The sequence below is a fragment of the Planomonospora sp. ID67723 genome (assembly GCF_015711605.1).
Classification (GTDB): Bacteria; Actinomycetota; Actinomycetes; order Streptosporangiales; family Streptosporangiaceae; genus Planomonospora_A.
This window is the reverse complement of the sequence record NZ_JABTEZ010000002.1, coordinates 216,232-233,553: the sequence shown is the minus strand read 5'-3', so window position 1 is coordinate 233,553 and position 17,322 is coordinate 216,232. Positions and strand designations below refer to the sequence as shown.

Sequence of the window (17,322 nt, the reverse complement as noted above, 5' to 3'; positions counted from 1 at the left end):
CCGGCGGTCTCCGCACCGAAGGGAACCCGATGACCCTCCATGCCTATGCCGAGTCCACCTCCCGCGCCCAGGGCGAGCGGCTCGGCTTCAACCTGACCCATACCTCCCGGGCTCCGCTGCACGGCTCGGTGTGCGTGGAGGACGTCGCCTCCGGCCTGCGCGTGCTCGACGGAACCTTCGACGGCCCCCGCTGGACGCTCGACCTCCCCGGCGACTGGGCGAGTTCGCTCTACCGGGCCGTCTTCACGGCCGAAGAGGGCTCCTGCGAGGTGTACTTCGCGGTCCGGGCCGCTCGTCCGGCCTCGCCGATCCTGCTGTCGATCCCCTTCCCGACCTGGCAGGCGTACAACCGGGCCGGGATCCCCGGCGAGTCGCTCTACTGGGCCGAGGAGCCCGCCCGGGCCGCGCGCGTCTCCTTCGACCGGCCGGGCGGCGGGCCGCCCCCGGAGCGCTGGGAGGAGGGCATGATCCGCTGGCTGGGGCCCGCGGGGTACGACGTGGACTACTGCTCCGGCCTGGACCTGGACGACGGCGGGGAACTGCTGTCCGGCTACCGTCTGCTGGTGGTCAACGGCCACGACGAGTACTGGTCGGCGGGGATGCGCGACAGCGTCGAGGAGTTCGTCCGCCGGGGCGGCAACCTCGCCGTCTTCTCGGGCAACACCTGCTGGTGGCAGTTCCGGCTGGAAGACGGCGGGCGCACCATGGTCTGCTACCGCGACGCCGTCGCCGATCCCATGGCGGCGGTGGAACCGGCGCTCACCACGGTCGAGTGGTCCAGCTCCCCGGTCGACCGGCCGGAGAACTCGATGATCGGGGTGAGCTTCCGGCGGGGCGCGGGAACCTGGGGACCGTACATGCAGCGGATGCACGAGGAGTCCTATGTCGTCCGCTTCCCCGAGCACTGGGCCTTCGCCGGGACCGGCCTGGGAGAGGGCGACAAGTTCGGCCGGGGCGCGCTCGGCTACGAGACCGACGCGTGCGACTTCACCGAGGCCGACGGCGTCCCGGTGGCCACCGGCCGTGACGGCACGCCGCCGTCCTTCGTCATCTTGGCCACCGCGGACCTGCGCCACTGGCACCGGTACGGCCAGGGCGGCATGGCGACCATGGGCTCCATGCGCCTGGGCGCGGGAACGGTGTTCACCGCCGCCACGGTGAACTGGGGCAACGCCCTGCACGACCCGGCCGTCGAGCAGATCACCCGCAACGTGCTGAACCGGCTGTCCCGGCCGGGGGACGGCTGGGAGGCGATCGGCCCCGCGGGTTCGCTGCGCGCGCTGGCCGTCCTCGGCCCGGTGCTGTACGGCGCCGCGGCGGACGGCTCGCTGCTGGCCCGGGACCTCTCCGGCCAGAACCTGCGCTGGCGCCGTGCCGGCTCCGCTCCCGGGGTGACCGCCCTGGCCGTGCCCCGGGAGGCGACCCCCGCCCGCCCCATCGGCCTGTACGGCCTCACCGAGGACGACCGCCTGGTCTATCGGGAGCCCGACGGTTCCTGGTCCACCCTCGGCGACGCCCCGGGCGGGGCGACGGGCCTCGCACTGGTCAACGGAGAGGTGTTCGCCGCCACCCCCTCGGCGCTGTGGCGTCGGTCGGCGGAGGGCGCCTCCTGGGAGCGGGCCGACGACGCCCCCGGGGTGATCGCCCTGACCTCCGCGAACGGCCGCCTCTACGCCGTGGACGCGGCGGGCCGCGTCCGCACCCGGCTGCCGGTCACCGGCCCGGCCGAGTGGGCCGACCTGTGCGACGCCGCCGGCGCCACGGTCCTGACCGCCCACGCCGGCCTGCTGGTCGCCGCGGCTCCCGACAGCCCTCTGTCCTGGCGCACCTGCCTGCCCTGATCCGCCGTCCCGTCTCGCGGGGACCGGCCGCGGCGGGGGTCAGGGCAGGCGGGGGCCGTAACGGGCCGCGGACACGCCGGTGGCCATGGCCCAGTAGCGGTCGCCGTAGGACCAGTGCCACCACTCGGTGGGGTAGTTGACCAGGCCCGCCGGCTCCAGGACCGAGGCGAGGAGCTTGCGGTGGTGGCGGGCCTCGGTGGACAGACCGGGGGCGGCGGTGTAGCAGGCGCCGTCGCTCTGCTCGGGGGTGGCGTTGACCGGGGTGCCCATGTCGAGCTCGGTGCCGTCCTCGGTGCACAGGGTCAGGTCCACCGCCGCGCCCGCGGTGTGCGGGGCGATCTCGACGGGTGAAACGTACCGGCTGGCCGCCGAGCGGAGCTCTTCGGGTGACATTTCCGGAAATGTCACCCGAAGAGCTGCCGAGTACTCCTCGAAGATCCGCCGCTGCGCCGCGATCGGCCGGTACCCCTCCACGACCAGCAGCCGGTACCCCGCGGGAAGCTGCGCCTGCGCCTCCTCCAGCCGGATCAGCAGCCCCTCCCGCAGACGGGCGAAGGCCCCCTCGGGATCGGCGAGCCGGTCGTCGGTCCGCAGCCGCCCGCGGATGTCGACCAGGGGCTCTCCGTTCTCCTCGACCGGGATCGAGACGACTCGGGGGTCGGAGATCAACACGATTTCCCGCATATATTCAATTGTCACACTGTGTCGGAGAACACCTGTTCCCGGGCCTGCTCAAGGGCGAAGTCCAGAGCACCCCGGAGCACCGGGTTGCCCTCGACGCCGGTCACCACGATCCTCGGCTGGCTCGGGCAGACCCGCGCCACCGCCTCCTCGACCCTGGTGGCGAGCACCACGCCGCCGGCCCGGCCGACATCGCCGCTGAGCACGATCAGCCCGGGGTCCAGGACCACGGCCACCGCCGCCACGCCGACGGCCAGCCGGCCGGCGAGCTCGTCGAGGAAATCCTCCGCACCGGTGGCGACGGCCGTACGGACGCACTCGCCCGCGGACCGGCCGCCGACGCCGTGCGCGCCCGCCAGCCCGGTGACCGCGTCTCCGCCGACCAGGCGCTGGAAGGAACCGGACTGGGGCTCGCTCACATCGGTCGGGAGCGGCTCCCCGGGGACCGGGAGCCAGCCGATCTCGCCCGCCCCTCCGGTGAAGCCGCGGTGCAGCCGGCCGTCGAGCATGACTCCGAGCCCCTGGCCGATCCCGGCCCAGACCAGCACGAAGTCATCGATGCCCAGAGCGGCGCCGTGGGAGCGCTCGGCCAGCGCGGCCAGGTTCACGTCGTTCTCGATCGTCACGGGGATGCCGAGATCCCGGCGGAGCTCGGCGAGCACGTCCCCGTGCCAGGAGGGCAGGTCGAGGGAGAAGCGCATGTCGCCGGTCCGGGGGTCGACGACACCCTTGGTCCCGATCACGAAGGCCCGCAGCCGGGAGAACTCGACGCCCGCCGCCGCGCACGCCTTCTCGACCGCGCCGCACACCAGCCGCACGGGGTCCTCGTGACCGCTGGGATCGACCGAGACCTCGGCGACGAGCGTCCCGGTGACGTCGGCGATGCCCGCGCTGATCCGGTCCGGCAGCACGTCCAGTCCGGCGGCGTACGCGCACGAGGGCACCACCCCGTAGAGCGCCGCGTTCGGGCCGCGCCCGCCCGCCTGCTCGCCGACCACCGCGACGAGGTCGCGCTCCTCCAGCCGGGACAGCAACTGGCCTGCGGTGACCTTGGACAGGCCCGTGTGCTCTCCCAGTTCGGCACGGGTGAGCGGCCCTCCCGAGAGCAGGAGTTCCAGCGCCGCACGGTCATTGAGCTGGCGCAACAGCCTGGGCGTACCCGGGCGTCTGGGCAAGGCGGCCTCCCGTCACGATCCGCTAACGATCGTTTCTTTTAAGAAAGTTTCTTGTTAGTTTAGCGGCAGGCAGCCCGCAGGCAAGTGATCGCCGCCGAGGGGGGCTGCAGCGCCGACCGCTCCTAATGAGTGCAGAGGGTCGCGGGGACCCAAGCCGATACAGATGAGCGCTACCCCGTCGAAAGCCGGGAAGGGAGAACCCAAGTGAAGTTCGCGAAAATCGCCACTGCGACGGCCGTCACCGCCGCGCTGGCCCTGGGCCTCGCCGCGTGTGGCTCCAGCGAGCCCGCCAAGAACACCGAGCCCAAGGCGGACTCCTCCGCCGCCGGCGGCCAGAAGTTCGCCGGGCAGAAGCTGACCGTGTGGCGTCTCGGCGCTCCGGACGAGAAGCAGAACGCCCTCATGGCCGACCTGAACGCGAAGTTCAAGGAGACCACCGGCGCCGACGTCAACCTCCAGTGGGTGCCGTGGCCGGAGGCGCAGGCCAAGTGGACCGCCGCGCTCGCCGGCGGCGAGGGCCCGGACGTCACCGAGTTCGGCAACGACCAGGTGGCCGCCTGGGTCGCGCAGGACGCCCTGACCGACATCACCGACCTGGTGAAGGGTCACCCCGACTTCCAGCAGATCCCGCAGAACCTGTGGGGCTACGAGACGGTGGACGGCAAGATCTACGCCGCTCCGTGGGGCGGCGGCACCCGCGCCGTCCTCTACCGCAAGGACTGGTTCAAGGAGCTCGGCATCGAGGTCCCCAAGACCTGGGACGACCTCGTCGCGGCCGGTAAGAAGATCGTCGCGAAGAAGGGCAAGGACGTCGACGGCTTCGCCTTCAACGGCGGCTCCGACGCCAACATGTCGCTCTCGCCGTTCGTCTGGTCCGCCGGCGGCGACTTCGCCGCCTTCGAGGGCGGCAAGTGGGTCGGCAAGCTGACCGAGCCCGGCTTCAAGGAGGGCTTCCAGTACTACACCGACCTCGTCGTCAAGCACGGCGTCTCGCGCAAGTCCGCCCTGACCCAGAACTCGGTGGACATCGCGACCCGCTTCGCCAACAGCAAGGTCGGCATGTACGTGACCGGCGGCTGGGACATCACCACCATCAAGGAGCAGAGCGGCGGCAAGGTCGGCGACGAGAAGATGGCCTTCTTCTCGCTCCCGGCCAAGGACGGCAGCGGCCCGGCGCCCGCCTTCCAGGGCGGTAACGACATCGCCATCTGGAAGGACGCCAAGAACCCCGAGCTGGCCGCCGAGTACATCAAGCTCGCCGCGGGCGAGGAGTTCGGCACCCGCTACGCCAAGGACGGCGGCCTGCTGCCGCTGTACCCGAAGGCGCTGGGCGAGTACGCCTCCGACCCGGTCCAGGCCCCGTTCGCGGAGACCTTCAAGGTCGCCAAGGGCTTCCCGAACGACACCAACTGGGCTGAGGCCAACGACACCAAGGCGGTCCTGCAGAACGCGGCCCGCTCGGTCATCGAGGGCAAGAAGGACGTCGACACCGCGCTGGCCGACGCCAACAAGGAACTCGAAGAGATCCTGAACCAGTAAACATGGCCGACACCTCAACCATCGCCCGGGGCGGGGACTCCTCCCCCGCCCCGGCGCGGGGGCGCCGAGGCAGTGCACCCCCGCGCAAGCCCAGCGGGCTGCCCGCCTGGGTGGTCCCCTACGCGCTGCTCCTGCCCGGCCTGGTGGTCATCGGCGGGCTCCTGCTCTACCCGCTGTATCAAATGGTCGTCATGTCCTTCCAGAACGTGGGACTGCGGCAGATCCGGGGCGTGCCCGCCGAGTCGGTGGGGCTGGAGAACTACGAGAAGCTGCTGGAGTCGGAGCTCTTCTGGACCTCGCTCCGCAACACCGTCGTCTTCGCCGTCGTCACCGTGGCGTTCACCATGATCCTCGGCACCCTGGTCGGGATCCTGCTGCACAACCTCGGCAAGAAGATGTCGACCTTCCTCGTCGTCGGCATCATGGCCGCCTGGGCCACGCCGGCGATCGCCAGCGCGATCATCTGGCGCTGGATGTTCGACGCGGAGTCCGGCATCATCAACTGGGCCCTCAACGCCCTCCCCGACTGGTTCTCGGAGCTGCTCTTCGGCCGCTCCGACTGGGCCGGTGAGCCCTGGCTCAACGAGCCCTTCACCATCTACCTCGTGCTCATCCTCGTGGTGACGTGGGCGGGCTTCCCGTTCATCGCGGTGTCGGTCCTCGCCGGGCTCAAGAGCATCTCCGCGGAGCTCTACGAAGCGGCCCGGGTGGACGGCGCCTCCGCGTGGCGCACGTTCTGGAAGATCACGTTCCCGCTGCTGAAGCCGGTCTTCTCGGTGCTGATCGTGCTCTCCACGATCTGGAACTTCAAGGTCTTCACCCAGCTCTTCGTCCTGGCCGGCGGGACCTCCAACCGCGAGGCGTTCAACCTGTCGCTGTACTCCTTCACCCAGGCGTTCAGCGCACCGCCCAAGATGGGCATGGGCGCGGCCATCGCGGTGGTGCTGACACTGATCCTGCTCGTCATCACCGCCGTCTACGTCCGCCAGATCGTGAAGACGGAGGACGTGCGATGACCGCTGTCGAAACGTCCCGGCGGGCCGCCGGAGCGCGCGACCGGGCGCATCAGAAGGCCGGCAAGCGCAAGCGACTGCGCAGATACGGACTCAACGCCGCGGCCATCGCGGTTTTCCTGTTCGCGGTGTTCCCCGTCTACTGGATGGTGACCACGGCGTTCAAGAGCAGTGAGCAGATCTTCACCACCGACTTCATCCCGTTCCCGACCGACCCGACCTTCGAGCACGTCGAGCGGGTCTTCACCCAGGGCGTCGCCGGGCACTCCATCTGGCGGTTCCTGCTCAACAGCGCCATCGTGGCGATCGGCACGGTGCTCGTCGGCGCGGTCTTCGCCCTGCTGGGCGCGACCGCGGTGGCCCGCTTCCGCTTCCGGGGCCGCACCTCGTTCCTGATCCTGCTGCTCATCGTGCAGATGGTCCCGGCTGAGGCGCTGCTCATCCCGCTCTTCCTGATGGTCCGCCGGGCCGGGCTCTACGACCAGCTCCTCGGCCTCATCGTGGTGAACGTCGCGCTGACGCTGCCGTTCGCCATCTGGATGCTGCGCACCTTCGTCGCGGCGGTGCCCAAGTCGCTGGAGGAGGCGGCCTGGATCGACGGCGCGAGCCGGTTCACCACCTTCTGGCGGGTGCTGTTCCCGCTGGTGGCCCCCGGCCTCGTCGCGACCAGCATCTTCTCGTTCATCACCGCGTGGAACGAGTTCGTGTTCGCGCTGATCCTGATCAACGACCAGGGCAGCTACACCATGCCGGTGGCACTGCGGTTCTTCGTGAGCCAGCGGTCGGTGGACTGGGGCGCGATCATGGCCGCCTCCACCCTGATGACCATCCCGGTGGTCATCTTCTTCCTCCTGGTGCAGCGGCGGATGGTCTCCGGCCTCGTCGCGGGCGCCGTCAAGGGCTGACCCCCCTGGCGCTGGTACGGCTCGCGCCCACAAGGCGCGAGCCGTACCAGCCCTGCTCGTATTCGCATCCCCTTCAGGTAAGGAGCTCTCCAGCGCCATGTCCGAGTTCATCACGGGTCCCGGTGAACAGGGGCTGTACCGCCTCGCGGCCGGCACGCTGCTCGCCGCCTTCCAGGGGACCACCGCTCCCGAATGGGTTCTCCGGGAGCTGGACAACGGCCTCGGCGGCGTCACCCTCTTCGGCTTCAACGTCGCCGACCCCGGCCAGCTCTCCGCGCTGACCGCGCGCCTGCGCGCGGCCGGTGACCCGGTCGTCTCGCTGGACGAGGAGGGCGGCGACGTCACCCGCCTCGCCTACCACGTGGGCAGCCCCTATCCCGGCAACGCCGCCCTCGGCGCCGTGGACGACGTCGAGCTGACCCGGAGCGTCTACCGATCCATCGGCGACGACCTGGCCCGCTGCGGCGTCAACCTCGACATGGCTCCGGACGCCGACGTCAACACCGCCGACGACAACCCGGTGATCGGCACCCGCGCGTTCGGCTCCGACGCCGGGCTCGTCGCCCGGCACACCGTCGCCGCCGTCCACGGCCTGCAGTCGGCGGGCGTGGCCGCCTGCGTCAAGCACTTCCCCGGCCACGGCGCCACCCGCCAGGACTCCCACCTGGAGGTCCCCCTCGTCGACGCCTCCATGGAGCTGCTGCACGCGCGCGAGCTGGTGCCCTTCCGCGCCGCCATCGAGGCCGGGGCCAAGTCCGTCATGACCGCGCACGTCCAGGTCCCGGCCCTCACCGGAAACCTGCCCGCGACGCTCTCCCCCGCCGCCCTGACCGGCCTGCTCCGGGGCGAGCTGGGCTACGACGGCGTCGTCGTCTCCGACGCCCTCGACATGAAGGCGATCACCGACGCCTACGGGCTGGCCGGTGGCGCGGTGCTCTCCCTGGCCGCGGGGACCGACCTGCTCTGCCTCGGCCCGCTGCCCACCGAGGAGGACGTCCGCCGGATCGTCGCCGGGATCGTCGCCGCGACCCGCGACGGCCGCCTGCCCGTCTCCAGGCTGGAGGAGGCCGCCGAGCGCGTGGCCCGCCTGCGCGCCTGGTTCGGCGAGCCCCGGCAGGTCCCGGCCGGGGAGAACGTGATCGGGCTGACCGCGGCCCGCCGCGCCGTCAGCATGACCGGTTCGGCCTCGCCGCTGGTCGACCCGCTGGTGGTCGAGGTGGACACCCCGCCGACCATCGCGGTCGGCGACGTGCCGTGGGGCTTCTCCCCCTGGCTCTCCCAGGCGGAGATCATCCGGGTGAAGCCGGAGGCCGCGGACGTTCCGGGCATCCTGGCGCGGGCGAGCGGCCGGTCCCTGGTGGTCGTCGTCAAGGACGCGCACCGCTACGAGGCCAGCCAGACGGTGGTCTCCGCGCTGCTCGCCGCCCGCCCGGACGCGACCGTGGTGGAGATGGGCCTGCCGATCTGGCGGCCCGCCGGGACCACCTACCTCGCCACGTACGGCGCCGCCCGCGCCAACGCCCAGGCCGCCGCCGAGCTCCTGAGTCTCTGAGGCCCCGGGTCTCGGGGCCCCGCGCCGTCGAGTTCCCGGGTTCCGGGGTCCGAACCGGTGACCTCGCCGGGGACGCCCGGAGAGTCGTCCGAACCACCGACCGGAAGGCTTCACATGACCATGCGCGAGAGCGCGAGTCCCGAACTGGCCAGACTCGCCGCCACCGTGCTGCAGCCCGGGTTCGTGGGAACCGAGGTACCCGGCTGGCTGCGCGGGCGCCTGGCCGAGGGCCTGGGCGGGGTGGCCCTCTACTCCCGCAACATCGTGGACGGCGACCAGGTCAGGGCGCTGACCGCGGCGCTGCGCGCCGAGAACCCGGACGTGGTGATCGCCACCGACGAGGAGGCGGGAGACGTCACCCGGCTGGAGGCGCTGACCGGCAGCTCCCGTCCGGGGAACCTGGCGCTCGGAGCGGCGGACGACTGCGCGCTGACCGAGCGCGTCGCCCGGGACGTCGGCCTGGACCTGGCGGCGGCGGGCATCACGCTGAACTACGCGCCCGTCGTCGACGTCAACTCCGACCTCGACAACCCCGTCGTGGGCACGCGAGCCTTCGGCTCCGACCCGCGGCTGGTCGCCAGGCACACCCGCGCCTGGGTCGCCGGCCTGCAGTCCGCCGGGGTGGCCGCCTGCGCCAAGCACTTCCCCGGCCACGGGGCGACGGCGACGGACTCCCATCACGGCCTGCCGGTGGTGTCCTGCTCCGCCGAGGAACTGGCCGCCACCGCCCTGCCTCCCTACCGGGCCGCCATCGCGGCCGGGGTGCGCGCCGTGATGACCGGCCACCTGCTCGTCCCCGTCTACGATCCGGACTCCCCCGCCACGATGAGCGGCCGCATCCTGATCGGGCTGCTCCGCGAGGAGCTGGGCTTCGACGGGCTGATCGTGACCGACGGGGTGGAGATGCCCTCGGTCGCCGACCGGTACGGCGTGACCGGCGCGGCCGTCCGCGCGCTCGCGGCGGGCGCCGACGCGATCTGCGTCGGCGGCGAGCGCAAGGGCCCCGGCGTGGTCGGCTTCATCCGCAACGCCATCGTGGCGGCGGTGATGGACGGCACCCTGCCCGAGGAACGCCTGGCGGAGGCGGCGTCCCGCGTCCGCCGCCTGGCCGCCTGGTCCGCCGGGCGGCTGGAGAGCGGTCACGCCGGAGCCGGAGCGCCCTCGCCCCCGGTTCGCCCCGCCGTGATCCTCCATGCAGGCCCCCCGCACCCGGCCTCTCCCGCAGGCCTCGCCGCCCCGGCGGGCCCCGGTCCCGTCCCGCCCGTCCCCTCCCCGTCCCCCGCCTCGACCGCCCCCGGCCTGGCCGCCGCCCGGCGCGCCCTTCGGGTGACCGGTGCGGGTCTGCCCCTTGCGGACGCGCCCCACGTCGTCGAGATCGTCTCCCCCACGAACATCGCCATCGACCCCCTCACGCCGTGGGGGGTCGCCGCGCCGCTGTCGGCACTGCTCCCCGGCACCACCTCGGTCCGCCTCACGGAAAAGGACCTGTCCCCCCCGCGCCCCGACGCACCCGACGCACCCGACGCACCCGACGCACCCGACGCACCCGACGCACCCGACGCACCCGACGCACGAACCGCGCTCGACGTCCTCAAGATTCCCGCCGACCGGCCGCTGGTGCTCGTGGTGCGGGACGCGCACCGGCATGCCTGGGTGGCGGCCCTGCTCGACACCGTGCTCGCCCGGCACCCCGGCGCGATCGTGGTGGAGACGGGTCTTCCAGGGCGTCACACCCGCGGCGGCACGCGCGTCGTCACCCACGGGGCGACGGCCGTGTCGAGCCGGGCCGCGGCCGAACTGCTGGCCGGCGCGGTTCCGCCGGAACCGTCTCCCGCCTGAGGGCGTCAGGAGGCGAAGATCTCCTCGCGGGCCTGCTCCAGGGCGGCGAGGACGGCGCCGCGCAGCACTGGGTTGCCGTCCACCTCGCTGGCCACCACCTGCGGACGGACCGGGCAGATCCGGGCCACGGCCTCCTCGATCCGCCCGGTGAGCATGCTCCCGCCCGCCTGGCTGACCTCGCCCGCGAGCACGACCAGCCCGGGGTCGAGCACCACGCACACCGAGGCCACGCCCAGAGCCAGCCTCCCGGCGATATCGTCCAGCAGGGGTCTGCCGCGCTCGCCCGCCTCGACCGCGGCCGCCACGCACTCGGCCGCGCTCTGCCCCGTGAAGCCGTACTGGGCGGCGAGCTCGGTCACCGCCTCGGCGCTCACCAAGGACTGCAGCCCGCCGGCGAGCGACGGCAGCCGCCCCGGTACGGCCCGCACGTCCTCGGCCAGCGGCACTCCCGGTACCGGCAGGTAGCCGATCTCGCCCGCGCTGCCGGACCGGCCGCGGTGCAGCCGTCCGCCGAGCACGACGCCGAGACCGATGCCGCGGCCCACCCAGAGCAGCACGAAGTCGTCGGCGTCGCGGGCGGCGCCCAGGGTGCGCTCGGCGACCGCGACGAGGTTCACGTCGTTCTCGATCTTCACGTCGCGGCGCAGGTCGCGGGCGAGCGCCTCGTGGATGCCCTCGTGCCAGCCCGGCAGGTCGAAGGAGAATCGCACGTCGCCGGTGCGCGGGTCGACCACGCCCGGCGTGCCGATCACGACCGCCCGCAGTTTGGAGAGCGCGACCTTGGCCGAGCGGCACGCCTTGACCACCGCGTTGTGCACGACCGCGACCGGGTCGTCGTGCCCGTCGGGCGCGACCGTCGCCTCGGCGACGATCCGTCCCCGGATGTCGGCGATGGCGGTGGTGACGAACTCCGGGCCCACGTCCAGCCCCGCCACGTAGGCCGAGGAGGAGACGACGCCGTAGAGGGCCGCGTTGGGCCCCCTGCCTCCCGCCTGCTCGCCCGCCACCTCGACCAGGCCCCGCTCCTCCAGCCGGGCCAGCGTCTGCGACGCCGTCACCTTGGACAATCCGGTGAGCTCCCCGATCTGGCCCCGCGTCAGCGGTCCGGAGGAGAGCAGCAGCTCCAGAGCGGCCCTGTCGTTGATCTCCCGCAGCAGCCTGGGCACGCCAGGACGTCGCTCCATACGCATGCTCTCTTATTCGCCGTTCCCCGTCGCCATTACATTCGGGCAGAATAACGATTCTGTCGATTAACAAAGCTTGCTGAAGTTTAGCGCGGGCCGAGAGCCCTCACGGGCCCCGCTGGGAGCGCTCCCGTCCTGGTGGGACCTCGCGTCCGAGGAGTGGACCGCAGCCGGGATAATCGATCGCATGCGTCTATCCGCTCGTGTCGACTATGCCCTGCGCGCCGCCGCCGAACTCGCCGCCGCAGGCGACGGCCCAACCACCGTGGGCGAGCTGGCCAAAGAGCAGGACATGCCGCCCAAGTACCTCGAGAACATCCTGCTCCAGATGCGCCGCGCCGGCCTGGTCCGCGGCCAGCGCGGCCCGGAGGGCGGCTACGTGCTGGCCCGCCCCGCCACCGAGATCACCCTCGCCGACGTGATCCGGGCGGTGGACGGCCCGCTGGCCAACGTGCGGGGGGAGCGTCCCGAGCACGTGGGCTACCGCGGACCCGCCGAGTCTCTGCAGCAGGTGTGGATCGCACTGCGCGCCAGCGAGCGGGCCATCCTGGAGGAGGTCACGCTCGACAGCGTGGCCACCGGCGCGCTTCCCGCGCGGGTCCGCCAGCTCGCCGCCGACCCCGCCGCCTGGGACTGATCCCGGCCGGAGCGGAGGGCCGGTCCCGGACCGCCGGGGATACCCTGGGCCCATGCCCGAGGGTGACGTCGTCTACCGGACCGCGAGGCGGCTCGGCCGGGCGCTCGACGGCTGGCCCCTCATCCGCTCGGACTTCCGTGTGCCCCGCCACGCCACCGCGGACCTCTCCGGGCGGACCGTGCTGGAGACCGTCTCCCGGGGCAAGCACCTGCTCACCCGGGTCGAGGGCGATCTGACCGTCCACACCCATCTGCGGATGGACGGCGCCTGGAACGTCTCCCCCGCAGGCCACCGGGTCCCCGGGGGCGATCGCGTCCGCCTGGTGCTCGCCAATGCCGAGTGGCAGGCGGTGGGCGTGCGACTGGGCGTGGTCGACCTGCTGGCGACGGGTGAGGAGCACCGGGTCGTCGGGCATCTCGGCCCCGACCCGCTGGGGCCGGACTGGGATCCGGAGGAGGCCGTACGGCGGCTGCGGGAGAGCCCCGGACGGACCATCGGGGAGGCGCTGCTCGACCAGCGCGCCCTGGCCGGGGTCGGCACCATCTACCGGGCCGAGACGCTGTTCCTCGCGGGAGTCTCGCCGTGGCGGCCGGTGGAGGAGGTCGGCGACCTGAACGGGATCGTGGAGCTCGCGCGCCGGTTGCTGGAGGCGAACAAGGACCGGCCGGACAGGACGACCACCGGAGATCTGCGGCCCGGGCGGGGCATGTGGGTCTACGGGCGGGCGGGACGTGCCTGCCTGCGCTGCGGAGGCAGGGTCGGCCGGGGAGAGATGGGGGCACAGCCGCAGGAACGGCTGATCTACTGGTGCCGCGGCTGTCAGCCCGGCTGAGGTTCCGGCCCCCGGCGACCGGTCACCGGTGGCCAGGCGCCGGCAGCGGTCAGGCGGCGACCATGTCCTTGACCTCGGGACTGTGCTCGATGGGCGGGACGACCGCCCGGAAACCCTCGAACGCGTCCTCCGGCAGGGATCCCGGCACGGTCTCGGGGATCGGCAGGCGCTCCCGCTCGGGAACGTCGGCGAGCACCGGGGCGTGCTGGAGCTCGGCCAGCGCGAACTGGTCGGACACCTCACGCAGCACCTGGGACAGCGGCACCCCCAGGGCGCCGCAGATCGACGCGAGCAGCTCGGACGACGCCTCCTTCTGACCGCGTTCCACCTCGGACAGATAGCCGAGGGAGACCCGAGCCAGCGTGGAGACCTCACGCAGGGTGCGGCCCTGCCGCACCCGCAGCCGCCGCAGCACGTCACCGAGCAGCTGACGCAGCAAGACCATCTGTCGCTCCCTCCCCGGCGCGGACGCCTTCACGACGTTCCGCGCGGCCGGTTCGTACCGCCCGTTCTTCGAACGCGACCCTTCGTACATTCGCCTCGCCGTCATCATCGCTTGACGCTGCCCTCACTCACAGATCCACCGTACCCGCATCCACAGGCACCGCGGCAGACCGTGGTGAGCATGTTCGCTGGGGACGTAACGCGGTAATCATCCTGAATGTTCCCCGGAGTTCGTCTCCAGAACCTCCCCGAGCAGATCCACCGCCTCGTTCACGGTCCACCCACGGATCTCCTCACGTGTCCCACTCAGGTGCAGTTCCCGATGCCATACCCGCCTACCGGGCCCGCTAACAGCCAGGTGCACGGTGCCGACCGGTTTTCCGTCCTGCGGGTCGGGCCCGGCCACGCCCGTGGCGGCCAGGCCGTACGTGGCGCCGGTCAGTTCGCGCACGCCGCCCGCCATGGCCTCCGCGACCTGCGGATGCACGGCCCCCTCGCGTTCCAGCAGATCCGCCGGGACGCCGAGCAGACGCTGCTTGAGCTCGGTGGCGTAGGAGACGACCCCGCCCACGAAGGCCGCGGAGGCCCCCGGGGGACCGGTCAGCGCCGCGCCGATCGCCCCGGCCGTCAGCGACTCCGCCACCGCCGCCGTCTCGCCCCGGGCGACCAGCAGCGACAGCACCCGGGCCGCGGGCGACGCGCCCCGGCCCGCCGGCCGCTCCCGGCTCACCGGCCGGCCCTCGCCCGCTTGGCCACCTGCCGCAGCTTGACGGCCCGGACCACGTAGTCCACCCCGGTGCCGACGGTCACGAGGACCGCCGCGCCCATGGCGATCCAGCGGACGAGGCCGGGCACGCCCGGCCACATGTAGCAGGTGATGGCGAAGATCTGCAGGACGGTCTTCACCTTGCCGCCGTAGCTGGCCGGGATCACCCCGTGCCTGATGACCGCGAACCGCAGAAGGGTGACGCCGACCTCCCTGCCGATGATCACGGCGGTGGCCCACCAGGTCAGCTCGCCGAGGATCGAGAGGCTGACGAGCGCGGCGCCGATGAGGGCCTTGTCCGCGATCGGATCGGCGATCTTCCCGAAGTCGGTGACCAGGCCGTAGCGGCGGGCCAGCTCGCCGTCGAGCAGGTCGGTGAGCGACGCCACCAGGAACACCACCAGCGCGGTGATCCGCCAGCCGGTGCCCGGCAGGAAGAGGCAGACCACGAAGAACGGAACCATCGCCAGTCGTAGCACCGTCACGATGTTGGCGATGTTCCACGCGCTCACCTGAGGGCTCGCGGTCGCCGGAGTCGCGTCGGTGCCGGTCTCTGGCGTGTTGGTCATACGCCCTCCAGGCCCGGGGGCGCGCTCATGGCGCGGCCTTGATGCGAGCGATCAGATCGACTCCCTCGGAGTCGACGACGACGGCCCTGACGATCTGACCGGGGACCAGGCCGATGCCCTGGACCGTGACGCATCCGTCGACCTCGGGCCCCTGGTGGGCCGCCCGGCCCTCGTAGCCGCCGTCGCCGAGGTCCTCCTCGATGAGGACGTCCACCTCGGTGCCGATCCGCTCCTCGGCCCGCTGGGCCATCAGCTCCTCGGCCAGCTCGGTGAGGGCGGCCACGCGGGCGTCCACGGTCTCCTGGTCCAGCTTCCCGGGGAGCGTCGCCGCCTCGGTGCCCTCCTCGTCGGAGTAGCCGAAGACGCCGATCACGTCGAGTCTCGCCTCCTGCAGGAAGTCCACCAGTTCGGCGAACTCCTCCTCCGTCTCGCCGGGGAAGCCGACGATGAAGTTGGAGCGCACTCCCGCCTCGGGGGCGACGGCCCGGATGCCCTCCAGCAGGCCGAGGAAGCGCCGGGGATCGCCGAAGCGGCGCATCCGGCGCAGCACCGAACCGCTGGCGTGCTGGAAGGACAGGTCGAAGTACGGCGCCACGCCCTCCGTGCCGGCGATCATCTCCAGCAGGCCGGGACGGAGCTCTGCGGGCTGCAGGTAGCTGACCCGCACCCGCTCGATTCCCTCGACCTCGGCGAGGGCGGGCAGCAGCTTCTCCAGCGCCCGCAGGTCCCCGAGGTCCTTGCCGTAGGAGGTGGAGTTCTCGCTCACCAGCACGAGCTCCTTGACGCCCTGCTCGGCCAGCCAGGCGGCCTCACCGAGGAGCTCCTCGGGGCCGCGCGAGACGTAGGCGCCGCGGAAGGCCGGGATCGCGCAGAACGTGCAGCGCCGGTCGCAGCCGGAGGCCAGCTTCAGCGAGGCCACCGGTCCGTCGCCCAGGCGTTTGCGCAGCGGCCGGGGGCCGCTGGCGGGGGCCAGGCCTTCGGGCAGCTCACCGTGGCCGGGGATGGCGGTCTTGGGGGCGGCCGCGCGCTCGACCGGCGAGATGGGCAGCAGCGTCCTGCGGTCGCGCGGGCTGTGCGGGACGAGCGGGCGGCCCGCCAGCACGTCGTCCAGGCGCGCGCCGATCTCGGTGTAGTCGTCGAAGGAGACGACGGCCGCCGCCTCCGGCAGCGCGTCGGCGAGCTGGTCGCCGTAGCGCTCGGCCATGCAGCCTGCAGCGACCACCTTGGCCCCGGAGTCGGCTGCGGCGAGCAGCGTGTCGATGGAGTCCTTTTTCGCTGAGTCGATGAAGCCGCAGGTGTTGACGACGATGACGTCGGGGTCGTCGTCGCCCACCTGCCAGCCGGCAGCCTCAAGCCGCGCGGCGAGCTCTTCGGAGTCGACCTCGTTGCGCGCGCAACCCAGTGTGATCAGCGATGCGGTTCGGCGGGATGACATGGTGAACACTACGGTATCGGGAGTTGGCCACTACCCGGTGCACCTCCCCCGCTCCGGCCGCCTTATCCGTCCTCCGAGGGCTATCTCCGGGAGGCCGTGGCGACCCCGTAGAAGCGCTTGAGGCTCTGCCCCGGACGGCCGGGAGCGCCGAGGTTCTTCCCGTTCACCAGCAGGGAGACCGCTCCTCCGTCGCCGAAGGTGACCCGCACCCCGGTCTTGGCCTTCCACACGGAGGTTTTACCCGCCTTCAGCGTGCCGGAGAACAGTCGGCGTCCTTTGGCGTCCCTGACGTCGAGCCGCGAGGAACGCTCCGCCCTCACCTGGAACACGACCGTGTCGCCTCCCCTGGCTCCCAGCGAGGCAGCCCGCTTCTTCGGTTCGGGCGCCTTGACGATGGAGGCGGGCGGTGAGGCGGGCGACGCCGAATGGACCTCCGCCGTGGGGACGTCGCCGGCCCCGCCCATGGTCTTCACCACGCCGAACACGACGATGACGGCCAGCGCGACGGCCATGGCCATCGCCCAGTTGGGCGAGCGGCGCTGGCGGATCTTGAGTGGCCGCTCCGCCTGGAACACGGCGGCGGCCCGAACCGGGAGCGGCACGCCCCCGTGCAGCTCGTCGAACTCATGAACCATGGCCTCGGCGTCAAGCCCGACGAGCTTGGACAGGTTGCGGATGTGCCCCCGCGCGTAGAAGTCCCCCCCGCACAGGGAGAACTCGTCCCTTTCGATGGCCTTGATCAGTGTGTCGCGCACGCGTGAGCGTACGCTCAGCTGCTCGACGGTCAGCCCCGCCGCCTGGCGGGCCTCCGCCAGGGTGGCTCCGAGACTCTTGCGACTTCCCTGTCCGGTGCTCTCCTCGTTCTCCACTGCACGCCTCCCCCGATCACGACGCTGCGTAATGGGTCCCA

Annotated in this window: 16 protein-coding genes; 8 read left to right on the top strand and 8 right to left on the bottom strand. The window is 72.2% G+C overall.

Going from position 1 to position 17,322, the window contains the following annotated elements; translation table 11 throughout:
* The first annotated feature begins 29 nt into the window (after positions 1-29).
* A complete protein-coding gene (locus HS041_RS13770) occupies positions 30-1,841 on the top strand; it encodes a N,N-dimethylformamidase beta subunit family domain-containing protein (protein WP_196441081.1) in 1,812 nt (603 codons plus the stop codon).
* Between the two features lie 39 nt (positions 1,842-1,880).
* Here the strand turns inward: HS041_RS13770 and HS041_RS13765 are convergent, their stop codons facing one another.
* Positions 1,881-2,525 (bottom strand): M15 family metallopeptidase, encoded by a 645-nt coding sequence (locus HS041_RS13765; RefSeq protein WP_196441080.1) that lies wholly within the window; start codon positions 2,523-2,525, stop codon positions 1,881-1,883.
* Between the two features lie 11 nt (positions 2,526-2,536).
* On the bottom strand, positions 2,537-3,697 hold the full coding sequence (locus HS041_RS13760; protein ID WP_196441079.1) for an ROK family transcriptional regulator: 1,161 nt from the start codon (positions 3,695-3,697) through the stop codon (positions 2,537-2,539).
* Positions 3,698-3,901: 204 nt separating this feature from the next.
* Between HS041_RS13760 and HS041_RS13755 the strand changes: the two genes are divergently transcribed.
* The 5 genes from HS041_RS13755 to HS041_RS13735 all read left to right on the top strand — a co-directional run bounded on the left by HS041_RS13755 (position 3,902) and on the right by HS041_RS13735 (position 10,545).
* Entirely contained in the window at positions 3,902-5,236 is a 1,335-nt protein-coding gene (locus tag HS041_RS13755; RefSeq protein ID WP_196441078.1) for an extracellular solute-binding protein, read from the top strand.
* 2 nt (positions 5,237-5,238) lie between these two features.
* On the top strand, positions 5,239-6,252 hold the full coding sequence (locus HS041_RS13750) for a carbohydrate ABC transporter permease (protein WP_196441077.1): 1,014 nt from the start codon (positions 5,239-5,241) through the stop codon (positions 6,250-6,252).
* Complete coding sequence (locus tag HS041_RS13745; RefSeq protein WP_196441076.1) at positions 6,249-7,154, top strand: carbohydrate ABC transporter permease; 906 nt, start codon at positions 6,249-6,251, stop codon at positions 7,152-7,154. The genes HS041_RS13750 and HS041_RS13745 overlap by 4 nt, the downstream gene beginning before the upstream one ends.
* Positions 7,155-7,251: 97 nt before the next feature.
* Entirely contained in the window at positions 7,252-8,706 is a 1,455-nt protein-coding gene (locus HS041_RS13740; RefSeq protein WP_196441075.1) for a glycoside hydrolase family 3 protein, read from the top strand.
* Between the two features lie 114 nt (positions 8,707-8,820).
* The gene (locus HS041_RS13735; RefSeq protein ID WP_196441074.1) at positions 8,821-10,545 is read left to right on the top strand and encodes a glycoside hydrolase family 3 protein; all 1,725 of its coding nucleotides are present in this window, start codon (positions 8,821-8,823) and stop codon (positions 10,543-10,545) included.
* Positions 10,546-10,550: 5 nt separating this feature from the next.
* On the opposite strand, the gene HS041_RS13730 is transcribed toward HS041_RS13735, so the two are convergent.
* Entirely contained in the window at positions 10,551-11,729 is a 1,179-nt protein-coding gene (locus tag HS041_RS13730) for an ROK family transcriptional regulator (protein WP_196441073.1), read from the bottom strand.
* A gap of 187 nt (positions 11,730-11,916) precedes the next feature.
* On the opposite strand from HS041_RS13730, the gene HS041_RS13725 reads away from it, so the two are divergent.
* Together HS041_RS13725 and HS041_RS13720 are read left to right on the top strand one after the other, a co-directional pair.
* Entirely contained in the window at positions 11,917-12,366 is a 450-nt protein-coding gene (locus HS041_RS13725) for an RrF2 family transcriptional regulator (RefSeq protein WP_196441072.1), read from the top strand.
* Positions 12,367-12,418: 52 nt separating this feature from the next.
* Positions 12,419-13,198, top strand: coding sequence for an Fpg/Nei family DNA glycosylase (locus tag HS041_RS13720; RefSeq protein WP_196441071.1), 780 nt, complete (start codon positions 12,419-12,421; stop codon positions 13,196-13,198).
* Positions 13,199-13,247: 49 nt separating this feature from the next.
* Here HS041_RS13720 and HS041_RS38265 read toward each other — a convergent pair whose 3' ends face one another.
* From HS041_RS38265 to HS041_RS13695, 5 genes are all read right to left on the bottom strand, one after another.
* On the bottom strand, positions 13,248-13,643 hold the full coding sequence (locus HS041_RS38265; protein ID WP_230879059.1) for a helix-turn-helix domain-containing protein: 396 nt from the start codon (positions 13,641-13,643) through the stop codon (positions 13,248-13,250).
* A gap of 207 nt (positions 13,644-13,850) precedes the next feature.
* Entirely contained in the window at positions 13,851-14,372 is a 522-nt protein-coding gene (locus HS041_RS13710; protein WP_196441070.1) for a CinA family protein, read from the bottom strand.
* Positions 14,369-14,977, bottom strand: coding sequence for a CDP-diacylglycerol--glycerol-3-phosphate 3-phosphatidyltransferase (gene pgsA, locus HS041_RS13705; protein ID WP_196441069.1), 609 nt, complete (start codon positions 14,975-14,977; stop codon positions 14,369-14,371). The genes HS041_RS13710 and pgsA overlap by 4 nt, the downstream gene beginning before the upstream one ends.
* Positions 14,978-15,002: 25 nt before the next feature.
* Complete coding sequence (gene rimO / locus HS041_RS13700) at positions 15,003-16,412, bottom strand: 30S ribosomal protein S12 methylthiotransferase RimO (RefSeq protein WP_196441068.1); 1,410 nt, start codon at positions 16,410-16,412, stop codon at positions 15,003-15,005.
* Between the two features lie 80 nt (positions 16,413-16,492).
* A complete protein-coding gene (locus tag HS041_RS13695) occupies positions 16,493-17,281 on the bottom strand; it encodes a helix-turn-helix domain-containing protein (protein ID WP_307845280.1) in 789 nt (262 codons plus the stop codon).
* Positions 17,282-17,322 lie beyond the last annotated feature (41 nt).